The 20,545-nt window shown below is 36.4% G+C and carries 13 protein-coding genes; 9 read left to right on the top strand and 4 right to left on the bottom strand.

The window, feature by feature from the left end; all coding sequences use genetic code 11:
* Positions 1-30 precede the first annotated feature (30 nt).
* The 4 genes from J2772_RS14025 to J2772_RS14010 all read left to right on the top strand — a co-directional run bounded on the left by J2772_RS14025 (position 31) and on the right by J2772_RS14010 (position 6,405).
* On the top strand, positions 31-435 hold the full coding sequence (locus tag J2772_RS14025; protein WP_209917694.1) for a hypothetical protein: 405 nt from the start codon (positions 31-33) through the stop codon (positions 433-435).
* Positions 435-971, top strand: a complete 537-nt coding sequence (locus J2772_RS14020) for a DUF922 domain-containing protein (RefSeq protein ID WP_209917693.1) — start codon at positions 435-437, stop codon at positions 969-971. Before J2772_RS14025 ends, J2772_RS14020 begins: the two co-directional genes overlap by 1 nt.
* A complete protein-coding gene (locus tag J2772_RS14015) occupies positions 968-3,655 on the top strand; it encodes a PD-(D/E)XK nuclease family protein (protein ID WP_209917690.1) in 2,688 nt (895 codons plus the stop codon). Before J2772_RS14020 ends, J2772_RS14015 begins: the two co-directional genes overlap by 4 nt.
* A gap of 383 nt (positions 3,656-4,038) precedes the next feature.
* The gene (locus tag J2772_RS14010; protein ID WP_209917689.1) at positions 4,039-6,405 is read left to right on the top strand and encodes a patatin-like phospholipase family protein; all 2,367 of its coding nucleotides are present in this window, start codon (positions 4,039-4,041) and stop codon (positions 6,403-6,405) included.
* A 242-nt stretch (positions 6,406-6,647) separates the two neighbouring features.
* Here the strand turns inward: J2772_RS14010 and J2772_RS14005 are convergent, their stop codons facing one another.
* The 4 genes from J2772_RS14005 to J2772_RS13990 all read right to left on the bottom strand — a co-directional run bounded on the left by J2772_RS14005 (position 6,648) and on the right by J2772_RS13990 (position 12,069).
* The gene (locus tag J2772_RS14005; RefSeq protein ID WP_209917688.1) at positions 6,648-8,603 is read right to left on the bottom strand and encodes a T9SS type A sorting domain-containing protein; all 1,956 of its coding nucleotides are present in this window, start codon (positions 8,601-8,603) and stop codon (positions 6,648-6,650) included.
* 160 nt (positions 8,604-8,763) lie between these two features.
* Positions 8,764-9,942, bottom strand: coding sequence for an acyl-CoA dehydrogenase family protein (locus J2772_RS14000; RefSeq protein ID WP_209917687.1), 1,179 nt, complete (start codon positions 9,940-9,942; stop codon positions 8,764-8,766).
* A gap of 128 nt (positions 9,943-10,070) precedes the next feature.
* Positions 10,071-10,859, bottom strand: a complete 789-nt coding sequence (locus J2772_RS13995; protein ID WP_209917686.1) for an NUDIX hydrolase — start codon at positions 10,857-10,859, stop codon at positions 10,071-10,073.
* 16 nt (positions 10,860-10,875) lie between these two features.
* Entirely contained in the window at positions 10,876-12,069 is a 1,194-nt protein-coding gene (locus J2772_RS13990; RefSeq protein ID WP_209917685.1) for an MFS transporter, read from the bottom strand.
* A 178-nt stretch (positions 12,070-12,247) separates the two neighbouring features.
* On the opposite strand from J2772_RS13990, the gene J2772_RS13985 reads away from it, so the two are divergent.
* Genes J2772_RS13985 through J2772_RS13965 form a run of 5 tightly spaced genes read left to right on the top strand, consistent with a single transcriptional unit; the run spans position 12,248 to position 20,491 of the window.
* Positions 12,248-15,163 (top strand): SusC/RagA family TonB-linked outer membrane protein, encoded by a 2,916-nt coding sequence (locus J2772_RS13985; RefSeq protein ID WP_209917684.1) that lies wholly within the window; start codon positions 12,248-12,250, stop codon positions 15,161-15,163.
* Positions 15,164-15,174: 11 nt separating this feature from the next.
* Positions 15,175-16,728: a RagB/SusD family nutrient uptake outer membrane protein gene (locus J2772_RS13980; protein WP_209917683.1), complete on the top strand. Its 1,554-nt coding sequence runs from the start codon at positions 15,175-15,177 to the stop codon at positions 16,726-16,728.
* A 2-nt stretch (positions 16,729-16,730) separates the two neighbouring features.
* Positions 16,731-18,158 carry a glycoside hydrolase family 30 protein gene (locus J2772_RS13975; RefSeq protein WP_209917680.1) on the top strand — a complete coding sequence of 476 codons (1,428 nt, stop codon included), beginning with the start codon at positions 16,731-16,733 and terminating at the stop codon, positions 18,156-18,158.
* Between the two features lie 46 nt (positions 18,159-18,204).
* The gene (locus tag J2772_RS13970) at positions 18,205-19,014 is read left to right on the top strand and encodes a family 16 glycosylhydrolase (protein ID WP_209917678.1); all 810 of its coding nucleotides are present in this window, start codon (positions 18,205-18,207) and stop codon (positions 19,012-19,014) included.
* A gap of 37 nt (positions 19,015-19,051) precedes the next feature.
* Positions 19,052-20,491 (top strand): glycoside hydrolase family 30 protein, encoded by a 1,440-nt coding sequence (locus J2772_RS13965; protein WP_209917671.1) that lies wholly within the window; start codon positions 19,052-19,054, stop codon positions 20,489-20,491.
* Positions 20,492-20,545 lie beyond the last annotated feature (54 nt).

Raw genomic sequence — 20,545 nt, 5'->3', positions numbered from 1 at the left:
ATGTATTGATAATCAGAAAATTAAAAGATTATGAAAAAGCTTCTAAATATTGGATTTTCAGCATTATTGTTTGGCTTTGTATTGGTTTCGTGTAATGACGATGATTATCAGACGATCGAATCCATTGATAAGGTCAAGATTGACAGTGTTAAGATTGCCAATGATACCATGGATATTTTTGCAATACAGCATATTAAAACGTATTCCACATATTCATCTCAGTGTCAGGGGTTTTATGCCTATGATTATATTTATGATGGCAATTTTAAAAGAACTGTGACCGCTTATAAGTACATTTCCAATGGTCCTTGTACTCAAAAAAGCTATTCAGCAGTTAACCAGATTAATTTCAATCCACAGAGAGTAGGGAAGTATACTTTTACTTTCTGGAACGGAGGAAATAACTGGATTACAAAAACGATTGTAGTGAAATAATGAAATTGACTTTTGTATTCTGTCTGTTGGCGGCTAATGTTATGTTTGGACAGAAAATTACCTGGAAGGAAGAACAAAAGCTGGTATGGGATAATTTTAAAAGCCCTGTCAACAGAAGGAATAATCCGGATGTTGCAGCGTATACCAATTGCGGTTGGGAATATTCTGTGGTGAAATCCAGTAACCCGAAGTCACCGGTGAAGATTGAAATAAAGACGATATTCAACGAAGATAAATCCTGGAAAGACGTCAAAAAAATCAATGATTATATTCTGCTGCATGAGCAGAGACATTTTGATATTGCAGAGCTTTTTGTAAGGAAATTCAGGAAAACTGTAGCTGAAAAGATCAGAAATTCCGGTGATTACAATAGGTTATTTAAATCGATTTATACTACAATATCCATTGAGTATAAAAACTTTCAGATGGTCTATGACAAACATACCCGTCATGGAATGGATGAAGTAAAACAGGCAGAATATAATGCTGCTATCTCTCAAGAATTAGAAAACCTTAAAAGCTATCAAGCCCCTTGAAATTCCTCAATAAGATCATTCACGAATTGTTGGCACAAAACCCGGATCTATCTGCGTTTAACATCATCCTGCCCGGAAAACGTCCGATTGTATTTATCCGGCAGATTCTCGAGGAAAACAACTATTCGGGATTTCTTCCCAACTTTTTTACCATTGAGGAGTTGATTAACATGATTGCCGATAAACAGGTGATCCAGGGAATTCCACTCTGGCTTTTTTCATTTGATGTATACCGAAGTCTGAATCTCATTCCCAGAGATAATTTTTCTGACTTTTTGAAGTGGTTTCCCACTCTGCAGAAGGATTGGGATGATATTCTGAAGTTTTCGGATAGTGATCAGGCGGTTCTACAGTACATGTTTGATGAGGAAAGGATTAAAGAATGGGCACAGAACCTTGGTGAAGATGATGATGTACCCAGAAAGAAGTTTCTTAATTTCTGGCAGAATATGAATGTTTTCCTTCCTGAATTAAAAAGCAGACTACAGGAAAAGAACTGGGCAACCTCAGGAATGATTCACGAGGCTGCTAAAGCGAGTATCTCTGATTTTGCGAAGAATACCTCGGAGCAGTTCGTGTTCTGCGGATTTAATGCCTTTACACCGGTTGAAGAAAAACTGGTAAGAAGCCTTCTGCAATGGAATAAGGCTCAGTGCTTTTTTCAGGCAGACCATTATTATTTTAATGATGAAAGACAAGAGGCTGGTAAATTCCTGAGAAACCATAAAACATGGAAAGAATTTGATGATAACAGAACTTTCCAGTGGATAGAGGATGACTTTAATCAACCTAAAAAAATCAAGGTATATGAAGTTTCCGGAAATGTAACGCAAACTAAGGTGCTGCCGGAAATCTTTAAGGAAATCAATAATAAAACCTATTCGAATACAGCGGTTGTTTTGCTGGATGAAAACCTTCTTCCTGCAAGTCTGGATGTGATGCATGGGGTAGATAATCTGAATATCACGATGGGATTCCCATTGAAGAATCTGTCTTTCTCCAATGCGGTAAAACGACTTTTCTATCTGCAGAAACAGCTGGAAAAAAATAAAACTTCGTATTACTACAGAGATGTATTTCCTATTCTTGAAGAGCTTCCGAAATCGGCTAAAGATGAGCTGGTCATCAATGATTTTAAAACGAAAATTGAAGAAAGGAATATCGTGTATATTTCTAATAAGCTTCTGAATGAGCTTCTGGGAGAATTGTCTTATTTCAGTCTTCTGCAGAAGGCCGTAAGTACCACTGCTTATCTGGACATTCTTATTTCGTTTTGTCACCAGGTGAAATGGCTGGAAATTGATGATATACAATATGAAAATGTTTCTCACTTCGAGAATGCCTTTAGGATTATTAAGAACCAGTTGACTCCGTACAATATTGAGGTCAAAATGGAAACATTGGAGATTCTCATCAACCAGCATATCAATTCTGAGAGTATCGATTTTCAGGGTGAGCCATTAAGAGGATTACAGATTATGGGATTGTTGGAAACACGTCTTCTGAATTTTGAAAATGTCATCCTGCTTTCAGTTAATGAAGGGAAACTTCCATTGGGAAATTCCCAGAATACTTATATTCCTTTCGATATCAGAAGATTCTTTGATCTTCATACATTCCTGGAAAATGACAGTATTTATGCCTATCACTTTTACAGACTGATTCAGGATGCGAAGAATGTTCATTTGCTGTATAATGCTTTAAGTTCGGGAGTGAACACGGGTGAAAAAAGCCGTTTCATTACCCAAATTGAAATGGAAAGTTCTCATGAAATTGAGCACCTGATTATTGAGAATTCTTCAGAGCCCATTATCACAAAACCTATAGAGATTTCCAAGACGGAAATTGTGAGGGAGCGACTTCAGAAATGGAAGGAAAGAGTATCGGCATCCCATCTTACAAGCTATCTTTACAACCCGATTGATTTTTACTTATCGAAGATTCTGAACACATCGGAATCGGACGAAATTGAAGAAGAACTATCGGTGAAAAACTATGGAAATTTAGTTCACTATTCACTTCAGGAAGTATATGAAATCTTGAAGGGTAAGGTTTTAAAAGAAAGTGATTTAGAGAAGTCAATTAAAGCAATAGATAAATATATAAATGTTGCGATTGAGAAGTTGAAACATCAGCCTGAATTCTATGAAAAAGGAATGAACTACATCCACAAAGCCATTGCGAAAAAGGTGATTGAAAACGTTCTGAATCATGACCTTGACCTTATCAGACAAGGAAATACATTAGAGATTATCGATATCGAAAGAAGATTCGAAAATGTAGAGTTTTATCTTGATGGAAAGGATAAGATTTCTTTCATGGGATTTATCGACAGAATTGATAAACTGAACGGAACTTTAAGGATCATTGATTATAAAACGGCTAAAATTAAAAATCTCCACGTAAAAATTGATGAAGATAATGTAGAGCAGTATTTTCATAACAGCGACAGAAAGCAAGCGTTGCAGCTGTGCATTTATCATTATGTGATACAACATCTCCCTGAGTTCTGGGGCTATCCAATTGAAACGGGTATCTGGAGTTTTGCAGAGGCTAAAAAAGGAATGGTTTCTCTTGTTTTCGACAAAGGAGATATTGATGATGCCATGAGGTCTGTTAAAAGCCTTATTCTTGAAATCCTGAACCCGGATATCAATTTTGTGGAAACTATAAAGTCCTACTAAAATTATACTATCTTTTTGATAATTTCTCTTTAAAATATCAAAGCTAATTTAACGCAAAGTTTTATTTTAGGGAGCAAAGAATAGCGACTTTATCGCCGATGAAGCGACACGGTTATGCGTACGCTTAGAAAGAATCAATGAAGTTGATTCCATCTTTGCTTCCTTGAAATATTGCAACTGCATTATAAAATCTTTGCGTTAAATTTAAACAGCAGTAATATTTTTTTTCAATAAACTTTGATGGTCATTAAACGTTTCGTTAATAATAAATACTTTTTAAAGTTCTTCTTGAATAGGTAAATAGATGAGGTTTTTTGTTAGCTTTTGTGGTATAATTGTATATTTACGGTAAAATTTTCATACACATAAAAACAGGTTTTCTCATGAAAAAACTCCTGATTTTGGGAACTATCATTTTTTCTCTTTTTTTAAAATCCCAACAGATTAACGATTCTCTGAATATCAGATTGCAAAATGTAACAAAGGATACAAAATTTGGCTTGGCACTGAGTGGAGGCGGAGCAAAAGGATTTGCTCACATCGGAATTCTGAAAATGATAGACTCCCTTGGAATTAAGGTAGACTATATTACCGGAACCAGTATGGGCGGTATTTTGGGCGGATTGTATGCAATGGGGTATAATGCTGACCAGCTGAAGAAAACCATTTATAAAGTAGATTGGAACAGGATTCTGAGTAATAAAATCCCTTACAGCAAGGTCAATATCAGCGAAAAGGATGAGTATGATAAATATATTCTGGAGTTTCCGGTTGTAAAAGGAGTTCCAACGCTTCCCAGTTCCTATATTGAAGGGCAGTATATGGGCGAGGTTTTGAATACACTTACCTTTAACGCTAAGCATATCAATGATTTCAGTAAATTAAGAATTCCGGTAGAACTTACTTCCTCAGATATTGAAAACGGAGGTCTGATTATGCAGAAAAAAGGATCTCTCCCGTTGGCGATTCGTGCTACGTTGGCAATTCCTGCAGCTTTTGCTCCGGTTTATATTGATGGAAAACTTTTGGTAGATGGGGGATTAGACCGGAATTATCCCGCCAATGAAGTTCGACAGATGGGGGCAGATTTTGTTATTGGCGGCTATACAGGGTTCAGGCTTTTTACAAAAAAAGAGATTGAAAACCCCATGAAAATGATCTATCAGACGCATGCCATCCGTTCTGTGGAAGATTTTAAGCATCAGAAGGCTTTATCTAACATTCTGGTAGATTTTGTAGATCCTTTGGGAGATATTACCACAAAAGATTTTGCAAGGTTCAGAAAGATTATTAAAATAGGGGAAATAGAAGCCAAAAAGCATCTTCCTGAGTTTGTTGCCCTGGCAGAAGCTCAGAAAAAGCTGGGTATTAAGTACGAACATGAAATGATTGAGGAAGTAAAGCTTCCTACAACGAAATTTACCTTCAATGAAGAAAATGGCACTCCGCTTACCGATGAAGTCGAAATTGCAGTTATTAAAAAAGAACTGGGATTAACGGAAGGGAAGTATTATGATGTGAAAACCATCAATGAGGCGATAGACAGAGTATTTGGAGTGCGCCAGTACGAAAAAGTATATTACACCTATACCAATGAAGGTGATGGTCTTGTGATGAATATTTTCGTTAAAAAAGCTAAGAAAGGAGCTTTTAAGCTGGCTCTTCACTATGATACGGAGCAATCTGTGGGAATTATTGTAAATTATACTTACAGAAATATTCTGGCCAATAGATCCAGGTTTCTGGCTACCATCGATATTTCAGAACGTTTTAAAGCAAAATTGGCTTACCAGCGTTTTCTGGGGAGTGGCGACCATTGGTGGATAGATCTTGAAGCTAAAATGGTTCATCTTAAAAGTAACGATTTAATTTTCAGAACATTTGGGTATGATGATGAAGACTCTACGACAAAGTTTCCTAACCACATGTACCGGAATATTACCGGAAAAGTGGCTTTGAATTATAATATTACTCCGAATGCTTTTATTTCTTTGGGAACAGAATTCAGTGCCGAAAGGATGTATACTTTGTTGGATAAAGTGGATCAGTCAAAAGTTGATAATTTTAGCAAAAAGCTCTATAACCATAGTAATTTTAATGCTTTTCTGAAGTTTGAACAGAATAATCAGAATAAGAGATACTTCTCTACCAAAGGAAATCACCTTCAGGTAAGTACAAGGCTTTATTTCGGAGATCAATATGAGCTGTATGATCTTCAGGTTGTGCAGCCTCAGTTATATCCTATTTTAAATCCTAAAAACCCGGATTATTTTTTACCAAAGAATCTGGTATCATTCACTCTGAATGAAAACTTTGCTCATCCTATTACAAGAAGGCTGACAGCGAAGATTAATCTTTTTCTTGGAACAAGTTTTGGTTCATACAGAGAAGATACAGTACCTTACTTTTTCCTCAATCAGAAGTATAATATTGGGGGGAGTGAATACAATTACGATTTGTTAAATCCTGAGTTTAATGGTCTCCGTCAGAAAGAATTGCCTATGAATTCTGTGGCTAAACTAGGTATATCGCTTCAGTACAGAATCATGAAAAGACTATACTTAACGCCTTCTTTCAGCTATGGAAAAGTAGGTGAGGAGTTTTCTCCTTTCAATGACAGCTTTGAAATGTTCGGCTATGGGGTAAACCTTGGATATGAATCCCTTATAGGCCCAATCAATCTTAATATTTCCAGAAATAATCAACTTGATTTTTCAAGGATATATCTCAGCATCGGATTTAAGTTTTAAGGAAGATGGGGGCTGGAAGAGGGAAGCTCTTGAGATTAAGGTCATATCTGTACCTCAATTTTTATCAATAGATTACAATAACTTCCAGGATTTGTTGGAGTTATAGTAGCTTTTAACCTTCCGCCCAATAATTATTGTCTTGGAATTTCAGGACGTGGCATATATTTAAAAGAACAAAAAAGCACCCCATTGCTGGAGTGCCAAAATTAACTTGAAAATGATATATAAATAAGGATTAGATGTTATAGCTTAACTTTTTTATTGATTGTTTTTCCGCTATCAAGAGTCATTTGTACTACATATACTCCTGGTTCCATACTTCTCGATTCAAATTGCTGAGAATTCACTTCCTGCTGATGAAGTAAAGCTCCGGAAATACTGTATATACTGATAGTTTTAATGTTATTATTAGCTCTGGCTCTGATCTGCTTGTTCTGTGCAAAAATATCTGTACTGTTTTCCAATTTGCTGCTTCCAAGATTCTTATTGAACTGTAGGTTATAATATGGGGTAACTACTTCGAATGTATATTTGTGAGGATTCAGATTTTTTAGATTGATACCGTCGTTTTCCTGATATTGGCCTTTGGAAATGGTTGTAACCAGATTTTTATTTTCATCAAAAATATGAACTGCAGAAAGTTCATTTTCATCGATTTTTAATTTTAAAACTGAATTGTTTTCGGATTGTACAATTTCATTTTCCACCACCTCTTTAGGAGTATTCTTGATGTATGGAAGCATCTTTTCCTGATTATTTTCCGACACTTTTAATAGATATACACCATCATTTAAAGAGGATAAACTACGTTCATTTGCAGCTCTGCTGCTTACTTTCTCTTTATTAAAGTCAGTAACTTCAACCAACTGCAGATTTCCAAGTTCAGGTTTTATCTGAGATGAAAATAGGATAGGAGTTTCTGGTGAAGCTTCTGCTGATTGTTTTCCAAAAATAGATCCTACTGCTGCCCATTGGTTAAAAAGCCCACCGCTTCTTAAGGTATTGAATTTGGCATTAGAAGCCAGAACAAAAGGAACTATACCGCCCACGTGTCCGATAGGTCCCCAGTAGAAAGAATCCAGCTTGTATTTGTTCAGATCCCACCATGCATAATAACCACGCTGTACATCAATAGTTTTGGAGGTGTTTTCAGGTGGAATAGCTAAGTCTACAGAAGAGTGTCCTAATGTCATAGGTGTTTTATTGTACCAATCATAGACATCTTTGGGCTTTAGACACTGTCTGAATTTATGGTTGGGGTTATTGGTTACTTCATTAATGAAATTGGTTGTAAAAAGCTTTCTCCATATTACAGGTCCCCATAATAACCCTCCATTATCCTGAATTACATGATAATTGTATTTGTCCAGGTATTCAGCAGAAATAGTTTCTGAAATATTGTTATTGTAGGTTGGGTATCCTCCATTGTTACAAGAATTTACAATGTTTGCTAAAAATGAGCTAAATGGATAGATATCCTTTTCTAAAACACCTTTCTTTAAAGTAGTTTCCGACATGTCATAAGGACCATCACCCATATAAGCATATTTAAACTTTAGATTCCCGGGGTTTGATACATTTAATCTTTTTAAAGTGGACATGGCTGCATGTGCCCCCTGAGAATAACCTGCCAGGAAATATTCATCATAGCGTTTTATCCCTAATTGTGCTAATGCTTTATTGGCTGCGGTAACAAAATCAATAGTCGCTCCAGCTTCAGTAGCATAGTCTACATAAGGATGCACACCATCTCCGTCTCCCATCCCTACATAGTCGGGAGCCATTAAAATATAACCGTTGAGTACATAAGAAAGCTCAACTACAAATCCGGCGGTTAGAGTTCCTTTAAAATTAGAAGGAACATTATGCCTGCTATCGGTAGTTCCATGGTCTGAGACTACTGTGGAAAGCTTCATATTAACATTAGGATACATGAGAAGACCTGTTGCTTTTACAAGAACGTTTTTTTCATTTTTAGTGTAATAGGTTATTTTATATCCTTTTAAACCTACATTGAAGCCATTCAGATAACTTATAAAGTCAGGAGCATTTTGTTCACCAAGATTATTGGCAATGAAATTCACAACTCCCTGCGGTGTTAAATCCAGTTTCTGTTCAGAGCTTACAAGATCACCAGCCTGTTGTGCAAAGTAGAAAGGAGCTGTGAGTCCTATTAAAAAAGTTGTTATTTTCTTCATATCGTGATTTTTTACTAGCGTTAAGGTAATAACTTTATTAAATTCACAAAAATATTCAGGCACTAATAGTTATTCATTGAATATTAAATTCTCTGTAATGTGAGTAAAATAAAAGAGTCTGATCAAAAGATCAGACTCTTAGTTCTATATTTTTCTTTCCTTAGAAAGCGTTGATACCTGTAATATCTAAACCGGTGATTAACAAATGAACGTCGTGAGTTCCTTCATAAGTAATAACAGACTCCAGATTGGCAGCGTGTCTCATCATCGGGAATTCGCCCATGATACCCATACCTCCAAGAATCTGTCTTGATTCTCTTGCAATGTCAATAGCCATTTTTACGTTGTTACGCTTAGCCATTGAGATTTGTGCAGGAGTTGCTTTATGAGCATTTTTAAGAGTCCCTAACTGAAGACATAATAACTGAGCTTTTGTAATCTCCGTTAAGAATTCAGCCAATTTTTTCTGTTGAAGCTGATAAGAACCGATTGGCTTACCAAACTGTCTTCTTTCTTTAGAATACTGAACTGCTGTACAGTGACAGTCAATAGCTGCTCCGATTACTCCCCAGGAAATCCCATATCTCGCAGAGTTTAGACAAGATAAAGGTCCTTTCAATCCTGTAACACCCGGAAGTAAGTTTTCTTTCGGAACTTTTACATCATTAAATACTAATTCTCCTGTTTTTGAAGCTCTTAAGCTCCATTTATTGTGTGTTTCCGGAGTAGTGAATCCTTCCATTCCTCTTTCAACAATTAATCCCTGTATTTTTCCTTCCTCATTTTTTGCCCATACAACTGCAATATCGCAAAGAGGAGAGTTAGTGATCCACATTTTAGCACCATTCAAAAGATAATGGTCTCCCATATCTTTGAAGTAAGTCTCCATAGAACTCGGATCAGAACCGTGGTTAGGCTCAGTTAATCCAAAAGAACCAATCATTTCTCCAGCAGCTAATTTTGGAAGATATTTCTTTTTCTGTTCTTCAGAACCGAACTCATTAATGGGAAACATAACCAAAGAGCTTTGTACTGAAGCAGCAGAACGTACTGCAGAATCTCCTCTTTCTAACTCCTGCATGATAAGGCCGTAAGAAATTTGATCTAATCCAGAACCTCCATACTCAACAGGAATATAGGGTCCTAATGCCCCAATTTTTCCTAATTCTCTCATAAGGCCAGGAAGGTCAGTATGATTTTGTGCTGCCTGGTCAATCTGCGGCATTACATAACTTTCAACCCAATCCCTTACAGATTGGCGGATCAGTTTGTGTTCTTCAGTAAGTAAAGCATCAATTCCATAATAATCAGGGATGCTTGTAAGAGGATAATATGACATGATTTTTTGATTTTGTTAAAAATAACATTTTTCGTGGTGTTTAAGAAATTTTTTTGAAAACTTATCTAAATGCTGGTTTTCAAACAGATAATATGGGTTTTTCCTGTGTAAGAGATAAAATTCATATTTTAAACCTCCTCATCATTGGAGATAGGATACTGATTAGGGGCATTATGAACCTCAGTCTTGAATTTATACAGATACGGAGCCTTGTTAGCAGAACCGTCGTATAGCTTTTCCAATCTATCAAGGATATTGAGGCTTAATATTTTTCGTTGGAAATTATTTCTTCTGAATTTCTGTCCTAAAATAGTTTCATAAAGAGCCTGAAGGTCCTTCATCGTGAATTTTTCAGGAAGAAGATTACTGGCTGCCACTTCTGTGTTGATATTCATTCTTAGATATTCCAGTCCGGTTTCTATAATTCTATCGTGGTCAAATGCCATCTTGGGAAGATTGTTCACTTCAAACCATTCACAACTTTCATTAAAAGCATCCGGAAAAGTATTGGTCAGTGAAAAATCGATAAGGCTGCAGTATCCTACTGTAATAAACCTTTGAAAGATCCAGTGATCTTCCGGTACTTCAATCCCTTTATTTCTAAGGAGGATCTGATGAACATTGTTTTCTGTACGGTCTATTCTTCCAAACGTATGAAATTGTTTTAAAAATAAGTCTTTAAGGTGCGTTCGTTCATACAAAACTCGTTCTGCAGCTTCCCTAAGGTCTTCATCATTGAAAACAAAACCACCAGGAAGCGACCATAGATCCAGATCGTGATATTTTAACAATAGGACTTTCAGAATGTTATTGTGAAAGCCGAATATCGTACAGTCTACAGAAATATGAGCAACGAAATCCTTTGTGTCGATCAGTTCCTGAAGTGTTTCTTTGCTTTTTGTGTCTTTGATTTTCATGGTTGTAAAAATAAAACTATTTTCTATATTTTCTTTTTGAGACAGTAAAATATAATAAACTAATCACAAAAAGAAGAATTATAGAGCATAAAATATATAATGGATAAAAATTTAAAAGGTTTTTCCCAAAGAGTATTGCCATAATAATAGAACTCACAGAGCTTCCCAGGGAAGAAAAAATAACAATAAGTGAGGTAAACAGATTTATCTTTTCTTTATCAACCGCAGCAATCATTTTTGAATTGATAACAGGATAGAGTGGTGAAAGAAATAATCCTATAACCGGGAACAAAAATAGAATCATTTTTGAATCTTCAGAATCAAAATACTGAATTCCCAGAATAATCATTAGTAGAGCAATGATTAAAGAAATGCATGTAATATAATATTTTGATAATGAAAATCTACGGATGATATTTGCCGTAACAGTTCTTCCTATATATGAGAAAACAGAGAGGAAGGACGTTGCCTGAAGAGCAAAAAAGGAATTGACTTTCAAGTGATTCTTATAAAAAGACGGCAACCACGAATTAAATCCCTGCTCTACAAAAACAATAAAGAAGATCACCGCAAGGAACAAGGCAACCACAGGTGTTGTAAATCCTGATAATTCAGTGAGTATACTTTTGTTTTCTGATGGTTTAGACTCTGTTATTTCTATTTTTGAAAGAAGAAATATGGTAATGGCAGATAGCACGGCAATCAACAGAAATCCAAATCTCCAGAATTCGGAATACTGGCTGGAGATGATCCATCCAAAGCCTGTATTAACCACAAAAATTCCGATCATAAAGGAAGCTTCCACGCTGTTCATTGTTTTAGCCAATGATTTTTCATCAGAAATATTATTCCTGATGATTCCAAACACACATATTTTCCCAATGGCAAAGCAGGCTCCAATGATGGCAAACCATACTTTATAAAACCAGAATTCTTCAATAAACGGAAGAAGGCAGGAGCAGAATCCTACAATGGCCAATGCTGCGATCAGTGCTTTTTTTGATCCTGTTTTATTAATAAAGCTCACTGCAAATAATGAGATAAACGCGATGGGGAGATCTTTGAAAGATTCCAGAAATCCAAGTTCTCCATAGGTGATATTATTATCTGCAAGCTGAAGGATAATAAGTCCCATACAGTTGAGCACCATTGAAAAAATTAGAAAGGTTAATTTTAGAGGAAGAGAAATTTTGGAAAGCTTAGCAGTCATTTCGGGAGTTAACTTTATTGAATTTTTATAACTTTTTGTGAATAATTGATACGAAGATATGGCTTTTAACCCTCAATAATAAACGAAATTTTAAAATATTTATTAATATAATGTTAATTAATTGAAAAAAAATATATTTTTATTGTCTCAATTTGAGAATTAAAACAAATAGCTGTATATGAATGTAAGAATATCGAGAAATTTAGGAGTGATTGCCGTCCTCTATTTTACGGCTAACTTCAGTGGCCAGACGAAAAAGGACACGCTTTCTAAAGAAAACAAAATAGATGAGATTGTAGTCATCGGATACGGGACTCAGAAGAAGTCTAATGTAACCGGAGCTATCGCAAGTATTAAAGCGAGTGATATAGAAAACATTCCTACCGGTAAGCCGGAACAGGTGTTGCAGGGAAGGGCTGCAGGGGTTTCTGTAGTGACTAACTCCGGGCAGCCGGGTGCCGCCGCAACGGTGCGCGTTCGTGGAATCACCAGTTTTGGAGCTGGAAGTAATAGTCCGTTATGGGTAGTAGATGGTATTGTAGTAGATAATATCGGGTGGCTTAATCAGTCTGACATAGAAAGTATTGAAGTGCTGAAAGATGGAGCATCGTCTGCAATCTATGGAGTTTCTGCTGCAAAAGGAGTAATCCTGGTCACCACAAAAAAAGGAAAGAAAGGGAAACTGGTTCTTTCTTATAATGGATTTTACGGTTTTTCGAATGCGTCTAAAAAACTGGATCTTCTAGATGGCACTCAGTATGCCAAGATTATTAATGAAGGTTTTGTAAATGATGGGCAGGCACCACGTTTTGCCAATCCTGAAGCATTTGGAAAAGGAACAAACTGGCAGGATACTATTTTTGGAACAGGAGAAAAATCTTCCCATGAAGTAAGTATTACTGGTGGTAATGATAAATCCAGTTACTATACATCGTTCGGTTATTTCGATCAGACGGGTATTGTAATGACGGATATCTCTTATTATAAAAGAATCAATGCGAGGTTCAATTCAACCCATAAGGTTACAGATTATTTAACATTAGGGCAGACTTTTGCCTATACTCATACAAAATCTCAGGGAGTAAGTGCCAACGAAGAATATGGTGGGCCTTTGGCTTCGGCAGTTAATCTAGATCCTATTACTCCGGAAGTGGTTACAGATTGGTCTAAAGTAGATCCAAGTGGTTACACAGATCCTTATATCATTCGTGATCCCAATGGCAATCCGTATGGGATTTCGCGGTATGTAAACAACGAAATGACGAATCCAAGAGCTTTTCGTACTATTCAGCAAGGGAATTACAATTGGTCTGATGATTTTGTAGGAAATGTCTTTGCTGAGCTTAAGTTTCTTGATCATTTTACCTTCAAGTCAAGTTTAAATGGTAAGAAATCGTATTGGGGAAGCCGCACCTTTACTCCTAAGTATTATTTAAGTCCCAACTACAGAAATACTGGTTTCAATAGTTTGAATAAAGTGGATGAAAATAAGTTTGAATGGAGCATGGAAAATACATTGACGTATCAGAATAAATTTGGAGATCACAACTTAAGCATTTTGATAGGACAAGGGGTATATCGATATAATGTATCAGGTGGAGCCAGCTTAACTTACAGTAATCTGCCTATTGATAGCTGGCAGGATGCTTCTTTTAACTTTGATATTCCTCAGGATGATATTACAGCCAAAGGATGGGATGGGATTCAAACCCGTAAAGCTTCTTATTTTGGTAGAATTATTTATGATTATGCTGATAAATATTTATTTACAGGAACCGTTCGTAGAGATGGGTCTTCAAAATTTGCGACCAATCAACATTGGGGAACTTTCCCATCTATGTCTTTGGGGTGGAATGCTCATAAAGAAGATTTCTGGCCAGAAAATAAGGTTATTAACAGTTTGAAACTAAGAGGAGGATATGGAGTTTTAGGAAATGACGAAATGGAGAATTTCAGATTTGCAAGCTTTATGGTTTCAGGAAGTAACTATACCAATTCAGGGAATAATATCATTATAGGATATGCTCCAAGTACATTGGAAAACCCGAACCTAAAATGGGAACAGACCAGTCAGTTGAACATTGCAGCAGACCTTAAGCTATTCAATAATTTCACCCTTACCGCAGATTGGTATAAAAAGAAAACTACTGATATTTTAAGACAAATCAATATTCCAGGCTATGTTGGGGTTCCTAATTTACCTTGGTCAAACGTAGGGGATATGGAAAACTCAGGATTGGAACTTGAGTTGGGATATAAAAAGAACTGGGAAGACTTCAGTATATCTGTAAACGGAAATTTTGCAACAATCAAAAACAAAGTTTTGCGATTAGAGAATGATATTGATTATTTCAACCTCGCTTCTTTCCAGACAATGGGAGCTGTCTCAAGAGTAGCCGTAGGGCAGCCTTACGGATCTTTTTACGGACAGACTTACAGTGGAGTGTTTCAGAATCAGGCGCAAATTGATGCTTATGTAAATGCCAATGGTGGGAAGCTGTTGCCTAATGCTAAACCAGGAGATTTTATCTGGCAGGATAATAATGGTGATGGTAAAATTGATGAGGAAGACAAAGTGAATTTAGGAAGCTCTATTCCAAAATATACCTTTGGACTTACAGTTAACATGAATTATAAAAACTTTGATTTTATGATATTCGCTCAAGGACAAGCTGGAAACAAAATTTTCCAGGGATTAAGAAGACTGGATGTTCTTGATGCGAATTACCAGACAAAGATTTTAGACCGATGGACAGGAGAGGGCTCTACCAATGCAAATCCGAGAGTTACCAGAGATGATCCTAATCATAATTATTCATGGATGTCTAACTATTACCTTCAGAAAGGTGATTATATCCGGGTAAAAATTATTCAGTTAGGGTATACACTTCCTCAAGACGTTACCAACCGATTTGGAATGAGTAAAGTGAGATTATATATTACGGGGGAAAACCTTTTCACCTTTACAAAATACACTGGATATGATCCGGAAATTGCCGGAAGAAATAATTCTGAACAAGATATTATTGGGGTTGACAGAGCTTACTATCCACAGGCAAGAACATTCTTACTTGGGGCAAACATTCAATTTTAATACGTAATAACATGAAAAATAAAAGTTTTATATATAAAGGGCTTGCCGTAACTTTTTTAGCAGGTCTGAGTTTTAGCAATATTGCCTGCAGTGGTTCGTATCTGGATGAGGTACAGAATTCAGGAGCATTTAAAACGGAGACTTATTTTCAAAATGAGAGACAGTCATTTAGTGCTCTGGTTTCTGTATATGATATTTTAAGAAAATATTCCGGGGGATTTGAAAATACAGTTACCTTTTTTAATGCCGGATCTGATGATTTTTATTCCGGAGGTGGAAATTCTAATGATGGTGCAGGTATCCAGGGAATCAATAATTATTCATTAAACCCTAACACAATGCCTGCAAGCTATTGGAGAGATTATTATCAGGGTATAGCACGTGCTAATCTTTTAATGGAAAGAGTGCCCGGAGCAAATATGGATGAAGGTCTCAAGAAAAGATACAGTGCCGAAGCAAAGGTTTTAAGGTCTTTATACTACTTTGAATTGGTAAGAATGTTTGGAAATATTCCTTTGGTTCTTAAGAGTGTAAAATTTGATGATGATTATTGGAATATTCCACAGGCAAAGCCGAACGAAGTATATACGCAGATAGAAAACGATATCATTGCTGCACTTCCTGATCTGATGTTAACAGCTACGGGTAATGATAGAGGAAGAATTACACAAGGAACAGCCAGAGCAATATTAGGGAAGATCTATCTTTATGATAAGAAAATGCCGGAAGCAGCAGCACAATTTGAACAGGTGAATGGTACACCGGGAGGTACTAGCCAATATGGATACAAATTGGTAGCAAATTATGGAGATTTATTTAAAGTAGGGCCAGAAACGGTAGATCCTTATAAGTTTTCAACGGAATCTATTCTGGAAGTTATGCATACCAACAAAGGGAATTCTGACTGGGGCTTCTGGGGACAGGGAAAAGATGAAGGAAACTCTATCAATGCAATGCTGGGACCTCGTTCTTATTCCATTAACAAAAAAATTAAAGATAATGATGCTCCTGATTTATATCCGGGGTGGGCATTTAATACAGTGACTGAAGACTTGTATAATTTTATGCAGGATGACCCGCGAATGAATGCAACTATTTTTAATATGAAACCATTATTAGCAGAGGATAAGGTTACTTATAGTCCTGCATTTTCGGATACCGGATATTTTTTAAATAAATATTTACCTACCAATGATTTGAAAAGTTCACTTCCAGGAGCGGCGGAACTTAACTTCAGACAAAATTATGTGGCCATAAGATTAGCTGATACCTATCTTATGGAGGCAGAAGCTTTAGGAGGAGCTGGCGCAAGAGCTCAGGCTTTATTGGATGCTGTAAGAGCAAGGGTGAAGCTAGGTTCTGTTCCGGTTTCTATGCAGGCGATTAAAGATGAAAGAAGGAGAGAACTTGCGGGTGAAGGACATAGATGGTTTGACCTTGTAAGATGGGGTGATGCCCCTTCAAAGCTAGCATTTAAAGGGTTTAAAGCCAACAAAAACGAAATTTTACCCATTCCGTATAATGAATTGCCGAATACATCGCTGCACCAAAATCCAGGATATTAAATATGAAGTTTCACAACTTATATAGTTTCTTTAAAGGTACTGCACTGCTTTGCGGTGTGGTACTTTTTCCTTTATCATGTACCTCAGTTGCTCAGAAGAATGATGATGAAGTTCAGTATTGGCTTACCAAAGGTGATGAAAGCATCAAATTGCAGTCTCAAACTCCGGTCAGATTTGTAAATACATCCAATAACTATCAGAATATTGAAATTGATGATACCCAAAAGTTTCAATATATTGACGGCTTCGGATATACATTAACGGGAGGAAGTGTTGAGGTGATCAATCGCTTGTCTTCAGTCAAAAGAAAAGCTTTGCTGAATGAACTTTTTGGAGGTGATGAAAATTCTATTTCCATCAGTTATCTGAGACTAAGCATTGGAGCTTCAGACCTTGATGATGAGGTTTTTTCCTATGATGATCTTCCGGAAGGGCAGACGGATGCTTCTCTTTCAAAATTCAGTTTAGCAAAAGATAAAGATTTGATTGCAATGCTAAAGGAGATTTTAGCCATCAATCCTAAAATCAAAATTATTGCAGCTCCATGGTCACCTCCGGTTTGGATGAAAGATAACGGCCAATCAAAGGGTGGAAGTTTAAAACCCGAGTTTTATGAAGCCTATGCCCGGTATTTTGTAAAATATATTCAGGGAATGCAAAAAGAGGGAATTATGGTTGATGCCATTACTCCTCAAAATGAACCTTTACATCCGGGAAATAATCCGAGTTTGTATATGCCGTCTGCTAAACAGAAGGATTTTATTAAAGGATATTTAGGTCCTGTTTTTAAAACTAACAATATTAAAACAAAGATTGTTGTATATGATCACAATTGTAACAAACCGGAATATGCTCTTGATATTCTGAAAGATCCTGAAGCTTATCAGTATATTGATGGATCTGCTTTTCATTTATATGAAGGTGATATTTCCGCTTTGAGTACAGTTCATAACGCTTTTCCTGATAAAAATCTTTATTTCACAGAACAATGGACAGGTTCAAAAGGGACTTTCAATGAAGATCTGAACTGGCATACTAAAAATGTAATCATCGGTTCTATGAGAAATTGGAGTAAAATAGCTCTGGAATGGAATCTTGCTAATGATACGGAGTATAAACCACACACAGATGGTGGATGTACAGAATGTAAAGGCGCAATAACCATTTCAGATAGCGCAAATTTTACCAGAAATGTAGCTTATTATATTATAGCACATGCCTCTAAGTTCATTCCTGCAGGTTCTCAGCGTATCGCTTCTACGCAAACAAATTATTTATCAACAGTAGCATTCAGGACTCCAATTGGAAAGACAGTACTGATTGTTCAGAATGATAATAAGGATGTTGAAAATTTTAATATTAAATTTGCGGGGAAAACTGCGTCAGTAATCATTCCCGGACAATCTGCAGCTACCTATATTTTTAACTAAATATCAGAATAGATAACAAAGTCACTTAATATTCAATGATCACAGTATGAATTTTAAATTTCAAAATATCATTCAGCTTTGCACAGCCGCAATGTATGTTTTATCTGCAGTAAGTTGTATTTCAACCAAGGCGGATTCTGGCAGAAAGCTGATTTGGTGTGATGAATTTAACGGAAAGGGACTTCCGGATTCTTCAAAGTGGAACTATGATACGGGGGGAAGTGGATTTGGAAATGAAGAGGCTCAGTTTTATACAAAAAACAGATTGGAAAATGCCCGTATGGAAAATGGAAATCTTGTTATTGAAGCCAGAAAAGAAAATTGGGAAAAGAATAAATATACCTCTGCTAGACTTTTAACCAAAGGAAAATTTTCTTTCCAATATGGAACGGTAGAAGTGCGTGCAAAACTTCCAAAAGGCAGAGGAACCTGGCCCGCCATCTGGATGATGAGTGAAGATATGAAAAAATGGCCCGATGACGGTGAATTGGATATCATGGAACATGTCGGATTTAATCCGGGGTATATCCATGCTTCGGTTCATACTAAAAAATACAATCATATTCAGGGAACTCAAAAAACAGATACTTTGTTTGTAAAAGATGCAAGCGAAAAATTCCATGTGTATAAAGCAGATTGGACCCCGGAAAAAATTGATGTTTACATAGATGATAAGAATTTTTTCACTTATGAAAATTTAGAAAAGACCAAGGAAGCTTGGCCATTTGATCAGCCTTATTTTCTCATTTTAAATCTGGCGATAGGTGGTTTTTGGGGTGGAAAAGAAGGTGTTGATGATCATATTTTCCCACAAAAGTATTATATAGACTATGTACGAGTCTATCAAAATAAATAATGAAAAAGGGGACATCGTAGTCCAAAAATAAAAAATCATGAGAAAAGTAATCGTAAGTTGTTTTGTAGTAGGTATTGCCATCAATGTCAATGCCCAGAAATATTGGAAAAAACATGAAGGAAAAACAGCTAAGGTAATTCTGACCAATTCTAAATTGAATGAAAGAATGGCAGACAAAGGATCTGTAAAATTTGAACAGTTTGGACAGCCAAAAGAAACGGAAGCCTGTATTTTTGTAGCTCCTGATTTTAAATATCAAAAACTGATCGGAATTGGAGGAGCTATTACAGATGCGTCTGCAGAAACATTTTACAAAATGCCAAAGAACAAGCAAAAAGAAATTCTGGATGCTTATTTTGGTAAGAACGGATTGGGATATACTGTGGTACGTACCAATATGAATTCCTGTGACTTCTCCAGTGATTCTTATACCTATGTGGAGGATAATGATACTTCGTTAAAAACATTCAATGTTGCCCACGATGAGAAGTATAAGATTCCCATGATTAAGGAAGCCCAAAAAGCAATTGGAAATAATTTTACCTTCTATTTTTCTCCATGGAGCCCGCCCGCCTGGATGAAGTCCAATAAAAGTTTATACAAAGGCGGAAGACTGGAAAATCAATATTATCAGACCTGGGCAGATTATTATATTAAATTCATTAAAGAATATGAAAAAAGAGGAATTAATGTCTGGGGATTAACTGTTCAGAATGAACCTATGGCTACTCAATCCTGGGAATCATGTATCTATACTGCTGAAGAAGAAGGAGAGTTCCTGAAAAATAATCTTGGTCCAACTTTATGGAAAAACGGATATAAAGATAAAAAAGTAATGATTTGGGATCACAACAGAGACCTGATCTACCAAAGAGCAACTACCACACTCAGCGATCCGGAAACTTCAAAATATGCAAGCGGAATAGGGTATCACTGGTATGAAACCTGGAACAACAAAACCCAGCTATTTGATAACCTGACAGAAACCCACAGAGCTTTTCCGGATAAATTTCTTGCCTTCACGGAAGGTTGTAAAGAGCAGTTTGCCATGGATAGAATTTATGATGTAAGCCTTGGGGAGCTATACAGTAAAAATATGCTGAACGATTTTAACAAAGGAAATGCTCTATGGACAGACTGGAATATTCTACTGGATGAAACCGGAGGACCAAACCATAAAGGGAATTTTTGTTTTGCACCCATCATCGCCGATACGAAAACAGGAGAGGTGTTTTATACTTATGAATATTACTACATCGGACACGTTTCAAAGTATATCAAACCGAATGCCCAAAGGATAGGTTCATCTTCCAACAGAGCGGCTTTAACTTCTTCTGCTTTTATGAATGAAAACGGTCAATTGGTAACCGTCATTATGAATGACTCAGACACAGATATTGAAACTAACCTTTGGATCGAAGGCATGGCTGCAAAACTGAATGCGCCTGCCCATTCTATACAGACCGTAATTTTGTAACTTCATATTAGTATTATTTAAAAAGAATCGGCGGCCTCGAAGAGGCCGCCGATT

The organism is Chryseobacterium jejuense, from assembly GCF_017877355.1.
Taxonomy (GTDB): domain Bacteria; phylum Bacteroidota; class Bacteroidia; order Flavobacteriales; family Weeksellaceae; genus Chryseobacterium; species Chryseobacterium jejuense_A.
Note: the sequence above shows the minus strand (reverse complement) of the source record. Positions and strands in the feature narration are given on the sequence as shown.